Genomic DNA, 19,097 nt, shown 5'->3' with positions numbered 1-19,097 from the left:
CAACTTAACACGTATCGCATGAAGGCCAGCATGAGCCGCAAAGGCAACTGTTATGATAATGCTTGTATAGAGTCTTTTCATAGCATTCTGAAGAAAGAGCTGATTTATTGCAAGCGATTTAAGACCAAGCAACAAGCCTACGATGAAATCTACCGCTATCTTGAGTTTTTCTACAATCGCAAACGGATCCACGGTTCACTAGGCTATTTATCACCGGTTCGTTTTGCTGCGCAGTTCAATAAGAGAAGAGTCGGTTAAAGAGTGTCCACTTTCTTGACAGAGGTCCACCTTTCCCGCTAAATCTGCGCTATCCTACGATTATCTGTTTATTGCAGGACTTTTTCCCGCTAAGTTAATTTGTACCCAAGGATGAATTTTTCACATAGAGAGATCTACCTGCGAAAATAAGTGATGGTTCCGTCTTTCATTTTCTTGTTCACCCACTTCAAGAGGGTAAAACGATATAGCAGGCGTGTTAAAGGGAACACCATGGTAAAACCGATAATATCAGTCACAAAACCAGGAATTAACAGCAACATGCCCCCAACAAACACACAAACGCCATCCAGTACCATACGCCCAGGAATTTGCCCGTTAGTCATTTGGGCTTTTGCATCAGCCAGCACTTTGCGACCCTCGAATTGCATCATCAACCCGCCGATTACAGAGGTTGCTAATGTCAAGAAAATTGTTTTGCCAACTCCCAATATTTCACCTACAAAGATATATCCCCAAAATTCCACAATCGGAATGACGACGATGAGAACGGCTATCCATTTACGCATATAAGGACTCCTTTTGAAAGCAACAATAGAATGTGAATGTTCCTGATAATTGTATTTTACCGCTACAACGCCGGATAATCAAAATTCACGGTGCAGCCGCCTCCGCAAATGCCGCATACCAGTCCGGGAAGGCCTTCTTGAATTGAACAGGCTTGAAGTCTTCACGACGCACTACGTAATGGGATGAAGACCCCTCAACGCATAGCGTCCCTTCCCCATTGTAAACCTCATAGCCGTAGATCGTCTTGACCCCACCATTGCTTACAATTCGAGTCTTAAGTATTACCTTATCCCCGTATCTTATACCACGTTTGTATTCAACCTTCATCTCGTGAACAGGAGATATGTAACCGGCTTGCTCCATATCAAAATAGTCAAAGCCCAACTGGCAAATCAGCGACAATCGTCCAACCTCAAACCACTCCAGATAATGAGAGTGATAAATAATACCCATCATATCGTATTCAAAATATCTCGGCTCAATGGCCACTTCACAGACCTGCATTCGTTTCGCTCCCTTCCCGGAATAGTTGTATTACTGGTATTCAGCCTGTAGGCAAAAAAAGCAATGGTCCCCCTTGCCGGGTGTTCCATTGCCTTTTTTATGATCGTCATAGACGATGATCATGTATGCTTATATGATCGACTACTTGCGGATTTGTCCGATTTTGATCAGGTTCGTCGAACCGGAACTTCCAAGCGGCACGCCAGCGGACAGGACAACAAGATCGCCTTCCTTAACCAGACCGGAGTCCAGGCCACCCTTCATTGCCTTGTCAAACATTTCATCGGTAGTCGCAGCTACTTCACCTTTCACTGGAGTCACTCCCCAGTTCAGAGCCAAACGACGGAGCGTTTGATCTGCTGTAGTTACCGCGATGATTGGCGCTTTCGGACGGTATTTAGATACCATACGGGCCGTATAGCCAGTTTCAGTCGAAGTAATGATTGCCTTGGCGTTCAATTCCAGCGCAGAGTTAGCTACAGCTTGACTGATCGCTTCAGTAACCGTTGTTTGTTGAGCATTGCTTTGTTTGATGAAGATTTCACGATATTCCAGTGCGGATTCCGCTTTTTCAGCGATGCGAGCCATCGTCAACACGGATTCCACTGGATATTTCCCGGCAGCCGTTTCGCCAGACAACATGATGGCGTCTGTACCGTCGAAGATCGCGTTCGCTACATCACTGGCTTCAGCGCGTGTAGGTCTAGGATTGCGTTGCATGGAATCCAGCATTTGTGTAGCGGTAATAACCGGTTTGCCCACACGATTACATTTCTCGATCATCCGTTTTTGGGCCAAAGGCACATCTTCGGCAGGAATTTCCACGCCAAGGTCGCCGCGGGCAACCATCAAGCCGTCGGAAACTTCCAAAATTTCATCAAGGTTATCTACACCCTGCTGGTTTTCAATCTTGGAGATAATTTGAATATGCGCCGCATTTTGCTTCTCAAGCAATTGACGAATTTCAAGCACGTCAGCCGCTTTACGAACGAAGGAAGCCGCAATAAAATCGATGCCTTGCTCGATACCAAACTGAATATCGCTAGCATCTTTCTCTGTGATGCCTGGCAGGGAAATATTCACGCCGGGTACGTTAACGCCTTTCTTGCTCTTGACAGTACCGCCGTTGACAATTCGGCATTTAATTTCAGTGCCTTGCACATCAACGACCGTCAGCCCAATCAATCCGTCATCGATCAAAATGGTCGAGCCCACTTCCACATCGTTAGGAAGCTCCTTGTACGTGATGGAAATGCGATCCTTGTCGCCAAGAATTTCTTCAGTGGTCAAGGTCAGGAATTCATCCTGCTCAAGCTCAATAGCTTCTTCCTTCAATTTGCCGGTACGGATTTCAGGACCTTTTGTGTCCAACAGTATGGCGATTGATTTCCCCAGCTCTGCACTCGCTTGGCGGATCGTCTTGATCCGGCCGCCATGCTCCTCAAAATCACCATGGGAGAAGTTCAAGCGAGCGACGTTCATTCCAGCCATAATCAGCTTCTTGATGTTCTCTAACGATTCACTGGAAGGACCGATAGTACATACGATTTTTGTTTTGCGCATTTGGGTTTCCTCCGTTTTAAATAGTTCTCTCTGTATAGTCTTTTCCAACAATTAAATTTACTATAGTTTTGTCGATTTGTATAGGAAGTTTATCATAAATTAACGAACATTGTGTGGATTCTCCATCTCAGGACTATCCCGAAGCTCCATTATATCCTAATAAGGACGAAAATAAACCGGGATAGTATTAATGCTCCGTACTAACGGGAGTCTCTGTCGGAGCATCGGTAGCATCATTCGACACCTCAGGCGCCTCCACCAGTTCTTCCGCGACATCTTCCTGCGGCATGGCTGCTACTTCAGCGACCTCTTCCGCATGTCGTGCAACAGGAGGTTCAGCCTTCGGCGCCACCGCAAACTTGCCAATTTTCCGGAATTTCAAATAACGATCCTCTACCAGCTCGTCCGGGTTCATAACAGACAATTCTTCAAGATGCCGCAGCAGTCCGTTCTTGATCGCTTTCGCCGCAGCCTCATAATCCCGGCCTGCTCCGCCGCGAGGCTCGGGAATAATCTCCTCAATCACTTCCATATCCAGCAGATCCTGAGCCGTAATCTTCATCGCTTCCGCCGCTTGATCGGCCTTGGAAGCATCCTTCCACAAAATTGAAGCGGCTCCGTTTGGAGAAATAACGGAATAAATGGCATTCTCCATCATCAGCACACGGTTGCCAACGCCCAGAGCCAGCGCTCCTCCGCTGCCGCCCTCGCCAAGAACGACACAAATGACGGGCACCCTGAGCATAGACATATCCCGCAGGTTGCGGGCGATGGCTTCAGACTGCCCTCTCTCCTCAGCTGTGATGCCAGGGTACGCCCCCTTCGTATCGATAAATGTAATAATCGGACGGCGGAACTTCTCCGCCTGCTGCATCAGACGCAGCGCCTTGCGGAAGCCTTCCGGGTGCGCGCTTCCGAAGAAACGGGCAATGTTGTCCTTCGTATCCTTGCCTCGCTGTTGACCGATCACCGTTACTGGCATTCCTTCAAGCTTGGCCAACCCTCCAACAACAGCAAGATCATCGCCGAATACCCGGTCTCCGTGAAGCTCGATAAAGCCTTCAAAGATCAGGCTAATCATATCCAGCGATGTTGGGCGTTGATGGTCACGGGCCAGATGCATCTTTTGAGAAGGCGTAATATTGCTATAGATTTCTTCCTCCAGCTGCCGATAACGCTCTTCCAAACGCGCGATTTCCTCCGTGAAATCGATCCCTTTCTCAGTGCCGAATTGCTCCAGCTCCTGAATCTTCTCGCGCAGTTTGACAAGAGGTGTTTCAAAAGGCAATTCGCCCGCCATTTATGCCCCTCCCTTCACGCCGTGCAAATCTAGCAATTTAGCCAGTGTAGCTTTCATTTCCTTGCGGTGAACAACCAGGTCCAACTGTCCATGCTCCAGATTGAATTCCGCCGTCTGGAAATTGTCCGGAAGCTTCTGGCGAATGGTCTGCTCGATGACAATTCTTCCGGCAAACCCGAAGACAGCTCCGGGCTCGGCCACAATAATATCGCCAAGCATAGCAAAGCTGGCCGATACGCCACCCGTGGTAGGGTCCGTAATGACCGAGATATACAGCCCTCCCTGCTCACTCAGACGAGCCAAGGCAGCGCTTGTCTTGGCCATCTGCATCAAGCTAAGGATGCTCTCCTGCATCCGCGCTCCGCCTGAGGTTGAGAAGATAATCATCGGCAGGCGCTTCTCCGTGGCCGCCTCTACTGCGCGGGTAATCTTCTCACCCACAACGGATCCCATACTGCCGGAGAAGAAGTCAAAGCTCATGATCGCCACAATGGCAGGGAAGCCTCCGATGGTCCCCTCTCCGGTCACTACCGCCTCTCTCAAGCCAGACTTCAGCGTCTGCTGCTCCAGCTTGCTGGCATAACCCGGAAATTCCAACGGGTCGACGGAGATCAGGTCTGCATCATATTCCTTGAAGCTACCCTCATCCAGCGTAAAACGTATCCGCTCCAGCGCGTTCAGCCGCATATGGTGCCCGCAAGCCGGACATACCTTGTAATTCTTCTCCAACTCTTTGCTGTATTGAATGGAGCCGCAATGGCTGCATTTATTCATCAGACCTTCCGGAATCTCGCGCTTTGGACGGTCAGAAGTCGCCGTATTGTCTTCGCTGCCGGTGCGCCCTGAAGGAATGGTCGCGTATTTTCTTTTCTTCTGGAACAAATCTTTGAACACAACTACACCTCTTCAGCCGTTTATTTATAGGCCTCATCTGTTGCAGCAGGATGCATTTGGCCTCCTGAAATCTGCCGTTCTCGTATCTTGCCTTGTCTACATGCTCAAACATGTTCAAAAAGTCAGATTATCAGCACCAAAGCCTATGCTTCCGATGTGCGTTTTTCATAACGCTTGAGGTTTGGATAAAGCTAGGGATAAGAAGCGGAACTTACGTATCGGGTACGTGAGCTTTAAAATATTTCTGGAAGAAACACGCTTCGAAAGCCATAGCCAGGCCGGCTGAATTCATGATTCAATGCCGAATCTACTTCCGAAAGCCGCTTCGTGATCAAAAGATGACTTTTTGAACTCCCGCTAAGGATGTAAAATCGAATTTAATACTTCTTGTACTTCCTCCAGTTCCCCGGAAGGAACCAAAATCTCAAACTGTTGCTTGGATAAATTAACAGGACGTGTTCGGACAAGAAATCCTTCTTCCGTCAGTTTCGTTTGGATCATATCGGCAACCTTGACGGTTGGCGCAATATATATGACAGTCCACATGCCCTTTAAAAGCCCCCTAACCTCATCTTCGAACCCGTATAATAGAGTAATGATAACATAATTTTCAAATTTCCCGCAACAAAGGGACCTCTTCGTGAGGAGGGTTCAGATGGACATCATTGACCCGTCGGGCTAATCTGTAGCGTTCGGCGGATCGGCCGGAGTGTAGGCCGCCGCATGCTCATTCTTATGGGCAATGCGGGCAGAAGCCGCAGCAGCAAGCCCTGCAACCAGATCGTCGAGGAAGACGTGAATTCTCTCGCCTTTATTATTTAGTTTGCCGATGATTCCCGGCTTGACCTTGTCCAAGTAACCAAAGCTCGTCAGCCCAATCATTCCGAATACATTGGTAATGCCCAGCGCCAGCGTCTCGTCGACGCCATAAAGCGGCTCATCGGCACCCATGATAGCCTGAAGCGGCTCGGGAAGCAGCTGTTGCTCCGCGAGTTCATCAAGGGCAATGCCCGTAAACAATGTATATTGAACTTCTCTTTTTTGCAATATAGCCTTCACGCTTTCCAAACATTGCTGGATAGTCAGATCCTGATGATACGGGATTTGCAGCGAATACACAATCCGGGCAATTTCCTCCAGCTTCACCCCTCGACGAAGCAACCAGCTTTGGGCTAATTGATATGACATGCGCATCTTCCTCCTTTAGACTTCCCCCTTGTAGACTTGCACCAAGGTCTCTTCCGCAAATCCGCATTTCCCCACGATGATTGGCTTCTGTTCTATCGTGTTCCTAAGTGTATGCGCATGTCTGGCAAAATGTTCGTCAAAAAGCCCGCCCTTGCCGGTAAAGGCATAAGGACAGGCTGGTCCATCGCTATTTAAGCTTAACTGTCTCCGGGCCAAGCATCTGCTCCATTTCGCGGAACAAGGCCGGCGAAGGCTTGATGCTATAGCGTTCGGTCAAGGCAAGCAGCTTGCCGGTGTTCTCGTAAAAGAGCACCGTCCCGACCGGCCCGTGGTGCTGCTCCAGCAGCAGCTTGAGCCGGTCTAGCAGGCGCGGGTTCTCCGCCGCCGCGGCCGTGATCTTGATGAAGACGCGCTGCGGCGCCGTCTTCTGCGTACCCGCGCCGGACGCCGTCGCTGCGGCGCGCACAGCCCCGCCGGCGCTTGCCCCCGCCGCCGGCGCGCGTTCTGCTGCGCGCCCCTCCGGCTGGCGCGCAGCAGAGGTCCGCCTGCCGCCCCGGCTTCCGGCGGCGGCTCCAGCTGCACCGCGCCCGCGGGTCAGGCCGCGGCGCAGCTGGGCCAGGCTTTGCTCGCTGAGCGGGGCCACTTCGTCGGCCAGCAGCTTGAAGCCCTCGTCCTGCAACTGGACGGTAGCGCGCAACGCGAGCAAAGCCCCCTTGCGGACATGAGCGGCCGAGCGCCGCCATACCTCAGGGAACAACACCACCTCGCAGCGTTCGATCTGGTCCTCCAGTTCCACGAAGGCCATCGCCTTGCCCTGCTTGGTTGTAATCGCTTTGACGGAGACGACCATCCCCGCCACCAGCGTCCGGCTCTCGTCAGCAGCCTCGGCCAGATCCATCAGCCGCTCCACGCCATCTCCCTCCAGAAGCTCGCTGAAATCGTCCAGCGGGTGCCCGGACAGGTACAGGCCCAGCAGCTCCCGCTCCAGATCAAGCTGCTCTCCGGCCGAAAATTTCGGGATATCCGGATACTCGATCTCCCAGTTCGGCGACTCTACAAAATCAAAGAGCTGAATTTGCAAATCATCCCGTTCCTTGCGCCATTTCAGGGCCGCATCCACCGTTTCATCCAGCATCGCCAGCAATTGGGCCCGGTGCCCCGGCAACGAGTCAAAGGCCCCGCCCTGAATCAGCGATTCGATGACCCGCTTGTTGCAGGTTCTTAAGTCAACCCGTCGGCAGAAATCGAGCAGGCTGTCGAACGGACGCTCCTGCCGTTCCCGAAGAATGCTCTCAATCGCCTGGGTGCCGACGTTCTTGATCGCGGCCAACCCAAAGCGAATGACGCCTATGAAGAACTCGTCATCTGCTTCACCGTTTGGCACGGGGCCTTCTCCAGCCCGAGCTTGGGGGGTGAACAGCACCTGGCTCTCATTTACGTCTGGCGGCAGCACGGTAATGCCCATTCTCCGGCACTCTACAATATATTCCGCCACCTTCCGATGACTACCCATCACGGCCGTCAGCATCGAGGCCATGAAATGCACCGGATAATGCGCCTTGAGATAGGCGGTCTGGAACGCCAGCACGCCATAGGCGGCGGCATGGGCGCGCGGAAAGCCGTAATCGGCAAAGCGCACAATCATATCGTATACTGCATCGGCCTCCGCCTCGGTATAGCCCTGCTGCTTGCTTCCGCTAACGAAATGTCCGCGCTGTTCGTCAAGCACTTCACGTTTCTTCTTGGACACCGCTCGCCGCAGCAGATCAGCTTCACCCAGCGAGAAGCCTGCCATCCCGGAGGCGATCTGCATAATTTGCTCCTGATACACGATGATGCCGTACGTATCCTTGAGAATCGGCTCCAGATCCGGATGCGGATACTCCACGCTGATCTGCCCGTGCTTGCCAGCGATATACTTAGGGATGAACTCCATCGGCCCCGGGCGATACAAGGCGAGCAGAGAGATAAGATCCTCAAACACCGACATTTTCATTTCCTTTAATACCCGGCGCATTCCTGGAGATTCAAGCTGGAATACCCCGGTTGTCTCCCCGCGTCCCAGCATGTCATAGGTCAACGGATCATTGTCAGGGATATCCCGAAAATCCAGGCTTTGCCCGGTTTGCTCCCGAATCCAGTGCAGGGATCGCTCGATGATTGACAAGGTGCGCAAGCCAAGGAAATCCATTTTCAGCAAGCCAATGGCTTCCAGGTTCTCCATCGAATATTGCGTCAGTGCAATCTGCTCCCCGCCGGCCTGAAGCGGAACGGCATCTGTGAGCGGATCACGCGAGATCACAACGCCTGCAGCATGGGTTGAGGCGTGGCGTGGCATACCCTCTACCTTCTTCGCCATGTCCAGCAGTCGCTTGACCCGTTCGGAGGTCTCGTACAATGCCTTCAGGTCAGGGCTTTCCTTCAAGGCGCGCTCGATGGTCATCCCCAGATTGCCGGGAATCAGCTTCGCGGTCTTGTCCACCTCGCCAAACGGCACATTTAAGGCGCGGCCCACATCGCGAACCGCCGCGCGCGCCGCCATCGTCCCGAAGGTAATGATCTGGGCAACATGCTCGGCTCCGTATTTCTGGACCACGTAAGCAATAACCTCATCCCGCCGCTCATCACTGAAGTCGATATCGATATCCGGCATCGTAATTCTCTCAGGATTCAGGAAGCGCTCGAACAACAGATGATATTTCATTGGATCCACATCGGTAATCCGCAGCACGTAAGCCACCAGGCTGCCTGCGGACGAGCCTCGACCCGGCCCGGTAACAATGCCGCTTCGATGGGCAAATGCAATAAAATCCCAGACAATCAGGAAATAATCGGAAAAGCCCATCCCCGCAATGACGCCAAGCTCATAATTCAACCGCTGTTCCAAGCGCTCCCGCTCGGATGGGTCCTGCCAGCTAGGCAAATGGCTATAGCGATCGACCATTCCCTTCCTGCACAGCTCCAGCAAATAGCTTTCGGCAGTCAAACCTTCGGGAATCGGCCGGTAAGCCGGCAGAATATGGCGATCAAACTCCAGTTCCAAATTGCAGCCCTCTGCAATGGTTTCCGTATTGGCATAGGCAGTTGGCAAGTGGGGGAATAACGCAGCCATCTCCTCAGCGGTTTTGAGATAAAGCTGATTGGTATTCATCTTCAGCCGCTGCTCGTCATCCACGGTCTTGCCCGTCCCGATGCAGATCAATACGTCCTGAACGTCCGCATCGTCGGCGCTCAAATAATGCACATCATTAGTCACGACCAGCGGAATGCCCGTTTCTTCGGCCAGCTTGACGAGCAGAGGGTTCACCTTCTTCTGCTCCGGCAGCCCATGGTCCTGTAATTCTAGGTAAAAATCAGCTCCGAACACCTCGCGGCAACGCAAAGCGGCGCGCTTGGCTTCCTCTTCATGACCTCGCAGCAGATGGTACGGCACCTCGCCGCCCAGACAGGCACTCAGGCAGATCAAACCTTCGCGATGCTGGCTAAGCACCTCCCAATCGATGCGCGGCTTATAGTGGAAGCCTTCCAGATGACCGATAGAGCACAGCTTCATCAGATTACGGTAACCAACTTCATTCTTGGCAAGCAAAATCAAATGATGAATCGGTTGGTCCTGACGGCTGCCGCGCTCCTTGCGCGAACCTGAGGTGAAGTAGGCCTCACAGCCAATAATGGGCTTAATGCCGTGTTTCTTGCACAATTTATAAAAAGGAACCGCACCGTACATTACCCCGTGATCCGTGAGCGCCAGTGCCTTCATCCCGGACGCGGCAGCTTTCGCTACAAGCTCTTCAAGCCGTGCCGCGCCATCCAGCAAGCTATACTCGCTGTGTACATGCAGATGAACAAAGCCATTCATACGGACGATCCCTCCTGTTATCTATTCACTTTCCAGTACACTTCTATTTAAATATTTTATCATACATGTCCATCACACGCCCATACAATGGTATAAGTACGAGTTCAAAAAGTCGGATTTGCAGGACCGAAAAGATTCGATGAAGCTAAGGACTGAGTAGCGGAGCTACACGTATTCTGAGAAGACGACTTTTTGAACATCATCTAAAAGCAATCGGACAAACCGCTGGAAAGGGGAACTGATACGTGAGCAGCTTTTTAACCAAATCCGTGATGGATTTCTTTATCGCCTTCGGCATTGTTGTGGGAGGGGCTATGGTTGGAGGCATCGGGGCCGTCGTCTCATTGCAGCCCCCAACACATACCATGCTGGATATCGCTGACCGGATCAAAATATGGGCATTGGCCGCTGCGGTGGGCGGAACCATCGACCCGATGCGGGTCATTGAGAGCAACTTCTTCGACGGTAATTTATCTCCCGCCATCAAGCAAATTTTGTACCTGCTCTTCGCCTTTCTGGGCGCTCACTCCGGATCAGAGCTGGTCCGCTGGATGTGTGGAGGAGGCAAAGGATGAAGCCGCCCAAGCAGCCGGAGCCGGGGGCTAACGGCTTTCGCCGGTTCATGCAGCTAGCCGCTGTGTTTATTCTCGGCATGGTAGCGGGCAGCGTCGCATACAATGTGATTTACCAAGCCAGCTATAATCAGCTCTGGATCGAGAACAAGGACCTGACCATCCAGTTGCATCAGGCGGAGGAAGACAATCGCACCTTGAAAAAATACAACAGGCAATCCACGGTAATCAAGGAGATTAAGGTACGGGTGGAAGAGCGCGATCCTCCGCTGGATTCCCTCGCGGTGAAGGAGGTGGCCAAGCAACTGCACGAGGAGCTTGAGGTGCTTCGTGGACGCAATATGTTCGATATCGACTCCGATGCCAAGATGGCGCGGACCTTGCTTAATCGGAAAATCTATACTGTGCGCGAGAAGGAATATAGCATCCAGATCAAAACGATGCTCGTTAGTGAGGGAGTATTGCAGGTTTGGGTGGACATGAGGCCATACGTTCGGCCGTAATAGAGCGGCGGCTTGTTCATAAAGCGCCGCTCTGGCCAATTCATCGCCCGTAGCACGATCCGGCGGATGTCCCTCCGCGGCATTTCGTGCTAGAATTAGGGCAAATAGGGATGGTCTGCAAGGAGGTCTTCAGGATGATAGAAACGATTCAATACATATTGTATAGTCTTTTAATTTTCTCCTGCTTAAGCTCTCTATTCTTCAGCTTTAAATCCCGCCGTTCTCTGGAACCGGCTACCCGGGCGCTGGCCGGAGCCAAAATGAACATCAGCATGGGTCTCATGCTCATCATCCTGGCATTAATTCAAATGCTCCTATTCACCGGCTCGACACTTCGCGTTGTCATCGGGGCGATATTCATGGTGCTGGGCGCGTTCAATATCTTTGCCGGTATCCGCAATCACGGCATGTATTCCCGTCAGAAGCAAGGGTAACCCAAGGCCAGGCCTCACGTAGCAGCTCCATATGGGCTCTCTGGCAACTTGATAGGTTCACCACACCTAAAAGCGCCCTGCCAACAGGTCCTTTATGATCGGACTAATGGCAAGGGGCTGATTATCAATCAGGCTTATTGGATCGGTCAAGCATGATCAATGGATTGCAACGTCATGGCTGCTTTTGAGATTAACATCTCCTGGTAAGTCAGCATAATTTCCAGCTTGCATGCCCGGCGGCTCATCTCCAACACCAACGCACTGATAATCACCGGGTTCTCGATCTGTACGGGGCGAATGAAATACGAGGTGACGTTATCCACAACGAAATCGCCACCGCTGGCATCCTTCGCCACTCTTAACCCTGCTTGGGTCATCAATGAAGTCAAAACACCATGTGAAATGGTCCCAAGGTCCGTGGACATCTGCGGTGTGATCATCCCGCGAAAAAACAGCTTGCCTTCTGCATCCCGCTCCTCGGCAAACCCGTTCCACATCAGATGCTCGAACGTCTCGCCAAGCTGCGGCTGGTTGCGGACATCCCGCATCGCATGCAGCACCTCCCGGCGGGTCACAGACGAGACAAGCTTGCGGTTGCGGTCCACTACAGGCAGGAAATCAATGCCCTCCCAGACCATGATCTGGGCCGCCGATGCCAGCGAGGTTTGCAGGCCAACGGTAATCGGATGGCGAGTCATACACTTCTCAATGGTCTGATCGCCGTTCAACTCTTCAACATTCTTGCGGCTGACAATACCTATGACCCGATTCCATTCGTCTACTACCGGAAAATGTAGACTTCCCGTCTCCAGTGAAAGCTGGTCGAAATCAGAAATATTGCTGGTCGCTTTAAGCATATTAACGCGTGGCTTGCGGGCTACGATATCCTCCACGAGCATGATCTTCTTCTTGATCAGGCGATCAAATAACGCCCGGTTAATCATGGAGGCTACCGTAAATGTGTCGTGTCTCGAAGAGATAATCGGCAAGGCCAGCTTATCGGCCAGTGCCTTGACTTCACGGCTCGTCCCGAATCCCCCGGTAATCAGCACCCCGGCCCCTTGCTCCAAGGCCAGAGAATGCGCATTATCGCGGTTCCCGACAATCAGCAGACTGCCCGCATCGATGTATCGGGCCATCGCATCGATCTTCATGGCGCCGATAACATACTTGTGCAGAGTCTTGTCCAGGCCTTCCCCTCCACCAAGGACATGTCCTTCTACAATATCTACTACATCGCCGAAGCTCAATTGATCGGAAATATTTCTCGGCTTCTTCTCTACACGAACTGTGCCAATCCGTTCCTTCGTGATGACAATGCCGAGATTCTCCGCTTCCTTGACCGCGCGGTAGGCCGTCCCTTCACTGACGCTCAGCGCCTTGGCCAGCTTACGTACGGATATCTTCGTCCCGATCTTCAATCCTTCGATATGCTGAAGCAACTGCTCGTGTTTAGTTACGCTTTCTTCCGGCCCCTCCAACTGTTATACCCCCTTACCCGAATCTGTACTAATCTGTTTCTATTATACACATTCAGGCGCAAGTCAGCCAGACCGTAGACAGAACAAGTAAGGAGAACAAAATTTCCGGCATCCCGGACTGCTTCGCAGTCATGGCAGTCGGGGGCAATCAAGATTGCACCGGGACGAATCCACGGTAATCCAGCGACCATAGGAATCAGCAAAACTCCATACAAAAGCATCGGCCCCAAACGCTGCCTGCCTTGCCTGCCCGCCCCCATTGGAGCAGCGGGATGATGATCATCGCCCAACCCCCATGTTGATTGGGAGTATAGCCTTTGATCCTCAAGCGATTTATCACTCCTTCCAGATGGTAGCAAGCGCAAATTATCGATATTGTAATCGTCCTTACTCCCCGGTCCAGTGACTTCTGTCACTGGATTATTGACGGCTTGCGCAAACATAACAGCGAAAAATACCGGTCCCGTTTTTCTTGTGATTTGTATCACATTTGCATCTGAACCCCTTGATATAATGAGTGCGAATCATTCATTTTATCTATTCAGGAGGGACTCATATGAGCCAATTCAAAGTGACTGTCAATGCTACGGAATATCCGCCGCAATTGAAACATAAGACTATTTTTTCCGCCTACAATTCCTTGCGGCCGGGAGAAGCCATGTTGCTTATCAATGACCATGATCCAGTACCGCTGCGCTTCCAATTTGATGCTTTGCATCCCGGCGCGTTCACCTGGGAATATATCGAGCAAGGCCCGGCCATGTTCCAAGTGAAAATCGGCAAAAATTAAATAAGGAGACTTCAGAGCTATGGCTACCGTTACCATCATCAACGAGAAGACGATTCAAATTGCCGTACAGCTTGAAGATGCGCTGGCCATGCTGGCTGAGGCGGAAAATCATTTGGAGCAGTATGCGGATGAAATTTTGACGATTGCCGACAAGATGCCCGAATTTCAATATACGTACTTCTGCTTCTACGCCTACGACACCGCGACCTTATTCGAGAAGATGCTCGGGGTCGATCCCAAGCAATATTTATCCTTTTCTCTCGACGCGCCCGACTCTTTTTTCTATACACTGTATGGGGGCATGAAGGGTCTAAGCGGTGCGGCCAGACTCTGCCGCGCACTCACCCCCGAGTAAACTGGAGCATTTAAGAAAAACATCTATTGATGTACCATCTTTGAAGCCAGACCACGTTAAGCGGTAGTTTTTCTTGCGATTATAGAATTGTTCGGCTCCGCTGAAAACTTATAAATTCTATAATCTTAAAAAAACAGCAAGCGAGAAGGCACTTCCTCTCACTTGCTGTTTTTGCCATATCGATCTGTAAGTGTATAGCTGACTCAAACATGCTCGCGTTGCTCACCACGTTCCTGCCACTGAAGCTGCCATTCCCGGTATTTGGCACGCCGGATTTTATCCAATTCCCGCTGCTTCTCTTCACTGACGCCAAGAATGAAATATAGATGAGCACCGATCACCAGGAAGGCAAATCCTGCCCACACGGCTCCAAACCAGGATACAAACCCTGCTCCCGGCTCAAAGGAAATTAAGGGCAATGCGTAAACCAGCATGGCCAAAGCCAGAATTAAGTAAATGACATTTTTCCATTTGCTTGTTCTCTTTACAGTCTTCATCTTTCGCAGCTCCTTCATTTCATAGAGTAGAAGATTACAGATTGCCTTGTCTCTTCTATCTCTATGAACCAAGCTGCAAGAATATGAGAGAAAGCTGCAAACTCATTTCAAAAATGTTGGTTCGGCTTGTTTTTTTAAGCTTCCCCTCCATACAAATGCTGCAAGCTATCGGTTATAATTTTGTTAACATCCTGAATAATGACACTAAGCTTCTGCTCGGCATCAAACAATCGGCGGATATTGAGATTGAGGCTGAGCACTTCAAACAGCTTCTCCATCTGCTCCATTTCCTCTTGCGAAGGCATGTCTCCGGACATCATCCGCTGCTGTACCTCGGTCTGACGAGCACGGAAATTGTCCAGCATTTGCTTGCTTTCAGGGTCCGCATCAACCAGCTTCATGGCGGCCGTAATCTCCGTTACCTCCCGGCTATCCTTCAGAGCCGCTGCCAATTCATGTGCTTTGTCGTAAATATTCATATAATCTCCTCCTCTAAATGATTAGTTAACAAAAACTTAGTTAGTCAAAAGCATAAAGATGGCCTGGAACAAGCCTATGATGCCACCCAGCACCGCTCCCAACCACGTGATTGCTCGAAATTCTTTCCCTGAAATGCCTAAAATAATTTCCTCAAGGCGTTCGACCGGAAACTTCTTGACCTGCTCCTCCACAAGCTGAGGTAATCCCACCGCCTGGATCACCGCGGGAATAACGCTAGCAGCAAAGGTTAACACCCGCTCGGTCAGCCGGGGAATTCCGGCCGCCGCTTGCTCCCGCCAAGGTTCAACGAATGCGCTCACCTTGAGTTCCTCTACCCGAGTGATCCAATTGTAAATCGGCCATTGTCCGATATGCTCTTCCAGCCATTTCCCGGCTTCCTGGCCCGTCACGACCCCCAGCAATTCCGCCGCCGGCAATTCCCCGTACTGCTGCATTCTGGCTTCGATCGCCTGCGCCGTTTTGTCCAGAGTTTGCTTGCTGCGCAATGCTTGCACAGCTGCGGGTGTTATTTTCTGCACCAGCTTTTCCTCGTCCACAAAGATGGCAGCCATCGTTCCGAGGAACCCTCCGGTTTTGTCCATCATGCCGGAAGCCAGTCTGGACAGCATCCGCTGTCCGCCGGCGGATAGAAGCTCTTCTTCTGCCACCCGCAGCAGTTCCCCTGCCAAGACCGCACTCCAGACCTTGCGATTCTCTTCGGACCAGCCGGGGACCAGCTGTTTAAGAGGAATGCTCTTGGCATCGGACTGCTCCCACCAGGACTGGAAGCCTCGCAAAGCCGCTTGTCTGGCGCCATTCGCCAGGTTAATCTTCAGCGCCTCCAATTCAGCTTCACTCCATATCCGCAAAGCCGCTTCCTTCACGGTTAAATCGCTATTGCTTAGTTCCCCGAACCAGCCCTGTACTTTATCCTCTAGCCGCTGACGGAACGCCGGCCGCAATACCGTCTCCTGCAATCCTTCGACCGTAACCAGATATTCGGACACCACCTTCCCCAGCGAGAGGGCGATATCATCACGCCGTTTGGGAATGAGGCCCGGTGTGAACGGAACATGAAGCTTGCCAATATGTACAGCATTCCTTGGATGGAACAACATCTTAATTGCGAAGTGATTGGTGACCCCGCCGACGAATGCCGCTACCAGGATGCTCACCAATATGTATAGCCAGTCCTGCACCTTTCCTCCTCCTTCTGTCTTGTACACTGAAGAATTGTGACGTCTCCCGCCCAGACTAAGGCAAAAACGGGCATAGGTTAATCACCAAGGATTCTATGTCCTCATATGATACATTACATGCATTTTACGCAGATGATCTTTACTTGCATCCAGGACCCCAGCTTAGCTTGGAAGGAGATCCACTACATGCCCTCCAGAAAAATAACGATTCAGATCATGAGTCCGGGCCTGCTTGAAGATGACGTTCTTGTACTTGGAGATACTCTGATCAAGCAATGGAGAATTCCCGCTCATCTTCCGCTCCTGCTTACCTTCGGATCATTCCGACACCGTGTCAGGGTCGTTCCATTATCCCGTTCCGATGGAATCCGGCTTGGCTCGGGTCTCGCAAAGAAAATGGGCATTCAGCCAAAATCCACACTGCGGCTGATCTACCGTCCCCATTCCTCGACCCTTCAGCTTGGGCCGCTGCTGGGCATCCTGCTCAGCCAGGACTTTGCGGGCAATCCGGAACGGCCTTTCGGGCAGATGACGCTGTTTTGCCGGGAGCTCGTCAATGCCTGCTCGCGTCAAGGGGTATACGTGTACTTCTTCACCCCCAATCATATCGGCAAAAGCTCGGGCCAAGTGACGGGATGGGTCTACAGCAACGGATGGAAGCAGACTCAATTGCCAGCGGCAGATGTATTCTACAACCGGCTGAATTCACGGAAGCTGGAGAATAAACCTAGCGTACAGCATTTTATGAAAGAAGTAAAATCTCGCTATGGCAGCTATTTCTTCAATGAGAAGTATCTCGACAAGAATGAAGTATTTGATGCCATTGAGCGGGACGGTTCCATTCAACGCTATTTGCCGGAATCTCACCTGTTTCGGAACTACGCGATGCTGAAAATGATGTGCGGCAAGTATCCAATCATTTTTCTCAAGCCGATCAAGGGCAGCCTGGGCAAAGGTATCATTCGTATCTCCCGGCTTGAGGGAGGTACGTACCAAACCCTGACGGCTCAAGTCGGAGGCACGCGCCGACAGACTTATCCCAACCTCACAAAGCTGTTTCAATCGTTGTCCGGCAAAATGAAAACAACCCGTTATCAAATCCAGCAGGGTCTTCACCTCATCGAAGTGGATCACCGGCCGGTGGATTTTCGTGCGCTTGTGCAGAAGAATTTATCTGGAAAGTGGAACACAACCTCCATCGTAGCACGGATCGCCGGGAGTCAGCACTTTGTATCCAACCTGGCACGCGGCGGTAGCTTGAGTACCGTCAAGGAGGCTATTGCGCGCAGCCTGCTGCCTGCTGGAATCAAGAGCAAGGTCGGGGCCAAGCTGAAAAACGCCGCTCTGGATATTGCTCAAAGCGTAGACGCCCATATCCCTGCCCATTTCGGAGAATTCGGCATTGATTTGGCCGTAGATATGAGCGGGCGGGTATGGCTGCTGGAAGTCAATTCCAAGCCATCCAAGAACGATAATACTCCGATGGGCGAAGGGAAAATTCGCCCTTCGGTCAAGCAAGTGATTGAATATACCCGCTACCTCGCAGGCTTCTAAGGAGGGAACCTTCATGAAGAACCATCCGCAAGGCACCATTGGAATTCTCGTATCCGAAAGCGGAGGCCCATTCCCGTTCGCAGAGTCTGCCTTCTGCCGAAAATTATGCACCATCGGCGAAAGACAAGGCCTATGTGTATATGTCTTCTGTCCAGCCTGGATAACAGGTGGCAATGCGGGGGGAATTCAAGGCTATACTACCCAGCGGGGAACCTGGGTTCGCAGGCGGTTTCCACGACCTGATATTATTTATGACCGCTGTCTGATTCATGACCGCAAGCAGCAATTACGCAAGCATCAGCTGCTCTCCCGGCTCGCCGCCGAGCATCCGTTCATTTGTCTGACCCGGGGACTCGCAGGAAAATGGGCCGTTTATCAGGCCCTTCGCCAATGCCCGAAAGCAGTCCCTTATCTCCCGGAGACCGAAATCTATGATGGGCCTGCTCAACTAAGAGAATGGCTTCAAGCCCATGATGGCGAGGTATTTCTGAAGCCCCGCAATGGCACTCATGGAAAACGAACCTTGTACGCCAAACTACAGCATCCAGACGGGGAACTTAGGGTTATCGGGCGCAGCGGGCGCAATTCAATATTCCGCCGACGGTTCTCTTCGCAGCAGGAAGGCTTGAAATGGGTAGACCGGTTCATCGGCAAACGCCCTTTCTTAATCCAGCCCTACCTGCAATTGAACAGTGCTGGAGGCGAGCCGTTTGACGTCAGGGTGCTGATGCAGAAAAATGCCACAGGGGTATGGAGTCTAACAGGGATGGCTGTGCGCGCAGGCCAAAAGCACTCCCTCACCTCGAACCTGCATGGCGGGGGAACCGCTCATCAGGCCTTGCCGTTCCTGGTTCGGGAGCTTGGCGAGACAGACGGCAAAGCCGCCGTAACCGCCATTCGCAAGCTGTCCTTCTTGATACCGGAGTATCTGGAGACCCGTTTCGGCCGGCTGGCAGAACTTGGCCTCGATTTTGGTGTCGACCGCCAGGGCTGCGTGTGGGTGCTGGAGGTCAATTCCAAGCCCGGACGATCCTCGTTCTTCCATATCGGTGACCCGGAAAGCGCCAGAAAGTCGCTGGAAAATCCCATTTTCTATGCCCGCCACCTGCTGCTGAGCAAACCCTGAAAACGTTTAGGA

22 protein-coding genes are annotated in these 19,097 nt (G+C 51.8%); 8 read left to right on the top strand and 14 right to left on the bottom strand.

Features of this window, described 5'->3' with window-relative positions; translation table 11 throughout:
* Nucleotides 1-258, top strand: a 258-nt coding sequence (locus tag C557_RS0118610; RefSeq protein ID WP_018752118.1) for an integrase core domain-containing protein, incomplete at its 5' end; no start/stop codon positions are given.
* Between the two features lie 134 nt (nt 259-392).
* Here C557_RS0118610 and C557_RS0118605 read toward each other — a convergent pair.
* From C557_RS0118605 to C557_RS0118570, 9 genes are all read right to left on the bottom strand, one after another.
* Nucleotides 393-785: an FxsA family protein gene (locus tag C557_RS0118605; protein WP_018753397.1), complete on the bottom strand. Its 393-nt coding sequence runs from the start codon at nt 783-785 to the stop codon at nt 393-395.
* Nucleotides 786-870: 85 nt separating this feature from the next.
* Nucleotides 871-1,290 (bottom strand): acyl-CoA thioesterase, encoded by a 420-nt coding sequence (locus C557_RS0118600; RefSeq protein ID WP_018753396.1) that lies wholly within the window; start codon nt 1,288-1,290, stop codon nt 871-873.
* 141 nt (nt 1,291-1,431) lie between these two features.
* Nucleotides 1,432-2,853: a pyruvate kinase gene (gene pyk, locus C557_RS0118595; protein WP_018753395.1), complete on the bottom strand. Its 1,422-nt coding sequence runs from the start codon at nt 2,851-2,853 to the stop codon at nt 1,432-1,434.
* 187 nt (nt 2,854-3,040) lie between these two features.
* Nucleotides 3,041-4,153, bottom strand: coding sequence for an acetyl-CoA carboxylase carboxyltransferase subunit alpha (locus C557_RS0118590; protein WP_018753394.1), 1,113 nt, complete (start codon nt 4,151-4,153; stop codon nt 3,041-3,043).
* Nucleotides 4,154-5,047 carry an acetyl-CoA carboxylase, carboxyltransferase subunit beta gene (gene accD, locus C557_RS0118585; protein ID WP_018753393.1) on the bottom strand — a complete coding sequence of 298 codons (894 nt, stop codon included), beginning with the start codon at nt 5,045-5,047 and terminating at the stop codon, nt 4,154-4,156.
* 357 nt (nt 5,048-5,404) lie between these two features.
* Nucleotides 5,405-5,593 carry a hypothetical protein gene (locus C557_RS0118580; RefSeq protein WP_018753392.1) on the bottom strand — a complete coding sequence of 63 codons (189 nt, stop codon included), beginning with the start codon at nt 5,591-5,593 and terminating at the stop codon, nt 5,405-5,407.
* Nucleotides 5,594-5,725: 132 nt separating this feature from the next.
* Nucleotides 5,726-6,235 carry a phosphatidylglycerophosphatase A family protein gene (locus C557_RS0118575; protein ID WP_018753391.1) on the bottom strand — a complete coding sequence of 170 codons (510 nt, stop codon included), beginning with the start codon at nt 6,233-6,235 and terminating at the stop codon, nt 5,726-5,728.
* A gap of 15 nt (nt 6,236-6,250) precedes the next feature.
* Complete coding sequence (locus tag C557_RS25040) at nt 6,251-6,451, bottom strand: hypothetical protein (RefSeq protein WP_154656274.1); 201 nt, start codon at nt 6,449-6,451, stop codon at nt 6,251-6,253.
* Nucleotides 6,423-10,094, bottom strand: a complete 3,672-nt coding sequence (locus C557_RS0118570; protein ID WP_018753390.1) for a DNA polymerase III subunit alpha — start codon at nt 10,092-10,094, stop codon at nt 6,423-6,425. Before C557_RS0118570 ends, C557_RS25040 begins: the two co-directional genes overlap by 29 nt.
* Before the next feature lie 245 nt (nt 10,095-10,339).
* On the opposite strand from C557_RS0118570, the gene C557_RS0118565 reads away from it, so the two are divergent.
* The 3 genes from C557_RS0118565 to C557_RS0118555 all read left to right on the top strand — a co-directional run bounded on the left by C557_RS0118565 (nt 10,340) and on the right by C557_RS0118555 (nt 11,603).
* Entirely contained in the window at nt 10,340-10,669 is a 330-nt protein-coding gene (locus C557_RS0118565; protein WP_018753389.1) for a YtrH family sporulation protein, read from the top strand.
* Nucleotides 10,666-11,169, top strand: a complete 504-nt coding sequence (locus C557_RS0118560; RefSeq protein ID WP_018753388.1) for a sporulation membrane protein YtrI — start codon at nt 10,666-10,668, stop codon at nt 11,167-11,169. The genes C557_RS0118565 and C557_RS0118560 overlap by 4 nt, the downstream gene beginning before the upstream one ends.
* A gap of 134 nt (nt 11,170-11,303) precedes the next feature.
* On the top strand, nt 11,304-11,603 hold the full coding sequence (locus C557_RS0118555; RefSeq protein ID WP_018753387.1) for a YtpI family protein: 300 nt from the start codon (nt 11,304-11,306) through the stop codon (nt 11,601-11,603).
* Between the two features lie 146 nt (nt 11,604-11,749).
* Here the strand turns inward: C557_RS0118555 and C557_RS0118550 are convergent, their stop codons facing one another.
* Together C557_RS0118550 and C557_RS0118545 are read right to left on the bottom strand one after the other, a co-directional pair.
* Nucleotides 11,750-13,084 (bottom strand): DRTGG domain-containing protein, encoded by a 1,335-nt coding sequence (locus C557_RS0118550; RefSeq protein WP_018753386.1) that lies wholly within the window; start codon nt 13,082-13,084, stop codon nt 11,750-11,752.
* Complete coding sequence (locus C557_RS0118545; RefSeq protein WP_018753385.1) at nt 13,060-13,572, bottom strand: hypothetical protein; 513 nt, start codon at nt 13,570-13,572, stop codon at nt 13,060-13,062. The genes C557_RS0118550 and C557_RS0118545 overlap by 25 nt, the downstream gene beginning before the upstream one ends.
* Before the next feature lie 68 nt (nt 13,573-13,640).
* On the opposite strand from C557_RS0118545, the gene C557_RS0118540 reads away from it, so the two are divergent.
* Both C557_RS0118540 and C557_RS0118535 read left to right on the top strand, forming a co-directional pair.
* Entirely contained in the window at nt 13,641-13,874 is a 234-nt protein-coding gene (locus C557_RS0118540; RefSeq protein WP_018753384.1) for a DUF2249 domain-containing protein, read from the top strand.
* Between the two features lie 19 nt (nt 13,875-13,893).
* Nucleotides 13,894-14,229, top strand: coding sequence for a hypothetical protein (locus tag C557_RS0118535; protein WP_018753383.1), 336 nt, complete (start codon nt 13,894-13,896; stop codon nt 14,227-14,229).
* A 203-nt stretch (nt 14,230-14,432) separates the two neighbouring features.
* Here the strand turns inward: C557_RS0118535 and C557_RS0118530 are convergent, their stop codons facing one another.
* The 3 genes from C557_RS0118530 to C557_RS0118520 form a co-directional block, all read right to left on the bottom strand.
* A complete protein-coding gene (locus C557_RS0118530) occupies nt 14,433-14,726 on the bottom strand; it encodes a hypothetical protein (protein ID WP_018753382.1) in 294 nt (97 codons plus the stop codon).
* 134 nt (nt 14,727-14,860) lie between these two features.
* Complete coding sequence (locus C557_RS0118525; protein ID WP_018753381.1) at nt 14,861-15,205, bottom strand: YlbF/YmcA family competence regulator; 345 nt, start codon at nt 15,203-15,205, stop codon at nt 14,861-14,863.
* Between the two features lie 36 nt (nt 15,206-15,241).
* Nucleotides 15,242-16,405: a DUF445 domain-containing protein gene (locus tag C557_RS0118520; RefSeq protein ID WP_018753380.1), complete on the bottom strand. Its 1,164-nt coding sequence runs from the start codon at nt 16,403-16,405 to the stop codon at nt 15,242-15,244.
* A gap of 186 nt (nt 16,406-16,591) precedes the next feature.
* Between C557_RS0118520 and C557_RS0118515 the strand changes: the two genes are divergently transcribed.
* Both C557_RS0118515 and C557_RS0118510 read left to right on the top strand, forming a co-directional pair.
* Nucleotides 16,592-17,959, top strand: a complete 1,368-nt coding sequence (locus C557_RS0118515; protein ID WP_018753379.1) for a YheC/YheD family endospore coat-associated protein — start codon at nt 16,592-16,594, stop codon at nt 17,957-17,959.
* A 13-nt stretch (nt 17,960-17,972) separates the two neighbouring features.
* Nucleotides 17,973-19,085, top strand: a complete 1,113-nt coding sequence (locus C557_RS0118510; RefSeq protein WP_018753378.1) for a YheC/YheD family endospore coat-associated protein — start codon at nt 17,973-17,975, stop codon at nt 19,083-19,085.
* Nucleotides 19,086-19,097: the final 12 nt, after the last annotated feature.

The sequence above is a fragment of the Paenibacillus sanguinis 2301083 = DSM 16941 genome (assembly GCF_000374825.1).
In the GTDB taxonomy this organism is placed as follows: domain Bacteria; phylum Bacillota; class Bacilli; order Paenibacillales; family Paenibacillaceae; genus Fontibacillus; species Fontibacillus sanguinis.
The sequence above is the reverse complement of the archived record's forward strand: the minus strand, read 5'-3'. Positions and strand labels throughout refer to the sequence as shown.

Bases quoted from the DNA above. Each gene is read 5' to 3' on its own strand.
- C557_RS0118605 (WP_018753397.1), bottom strand. From the start codon at position 785: ATGCGTAAATGGATAGCCGTTCTCATCGTCGTCATTCCGATTGTGGAA.
- C557_RS0118600 (WP_018753396.1), bottom strand. From the start codon at position 1,290: ATGCAGGTCTGTGAAGTGGCCATTGAGCCGAGATATTTTGAATACGAT.
- pyk (WP_018753395.1), bottom strand. From the start codon at position 2,853: ATGCGCAAAACAAAAATCGTATGTACTATCGGTCCTTCCAGTGAATCG.
- C557_RS0118590 (WP_018753394.1), bottom strand. From the start codon at position 4,153: ATGGCGGGCGAATTGCCTTTTGAAACACCTCTTGTCAAACTGCGCGAG.
- C557_RS0118580 (WP_018753392.1), bottom strand. From the start codon at position 5,593: ATGTGGACTGTCATATATATTGCGCCAACCGTCAAGGTTGCCGATATG.
- C557_RS0118575 (WP_018753391.1), bottom strand. From the start codon at position 6,235: ATGTCATATCAATTAGCCCAAAGCTGGTTGCTTCGTCGAGGGGTGAAG.
- C557_RS0118570 (WP_018753390.1), bottom strand. From the start codon at position 10,094: ATGAATGGCTTTGTTCATCTGCATGTACACAGCGAGTATAGCTTGCTG.
- C557_RS0118560 (WP_018753388.1), top strand. From the start codon at position 10,666: ATGAAGCCGCCCAAGCAGCCGGAGCCGGGGGCTAACGGCTTTCGCCGG.
- C557_RS0118555 (WP_018753387.1), top strand. From the start codon at position 11,304: ATGATAGAAACGATTCAATACATATTGTATAGTCTTTTAATTTTCTCC.
- C557_RS0118540 (WP_018753384.1), top strand. From the start codon at position 13,641: ATGAGCCAATTCAAAGTGACTGTCAATGCTACGGAATATCCGCCGCAA.
- C557_RS0118535 (WP_018753383.1), top strand. From the start codon at position 13,894: ATGGCTACCGTTACCATCATCAACGAGAAGACGATTCAAATTGCCGTA.
- C557_RS0118530 (WP_018753382.1), bottom strand. From the start codon at position 14,726: ATGAAGACTGTAAAGAGAACAAGCAAATGGAAAAATGTCATTTACTTA.
- C557_RS0118525 (WP_018753381.1), bottom strand. From the start codon at position 15,205: ATGAATATTTACGACAAAGCACATGAATTGGCAGCGGCTCTGAAGGAT.
- C557_RS0118515 (WP_018753379.1), top strand. From the start codon at position 16,592: ATGCCCTCCAGAAAAATAACGATTCAGATCATGAGTCCGGGCCTGCTT.
- C557_RS0118510 (WP_018753378.1), top strand. From the start codon at position 17,973: ATGAAGAACCATCCGCAAGGCACCATTGGAATTCTCGTATCCGAAAGC.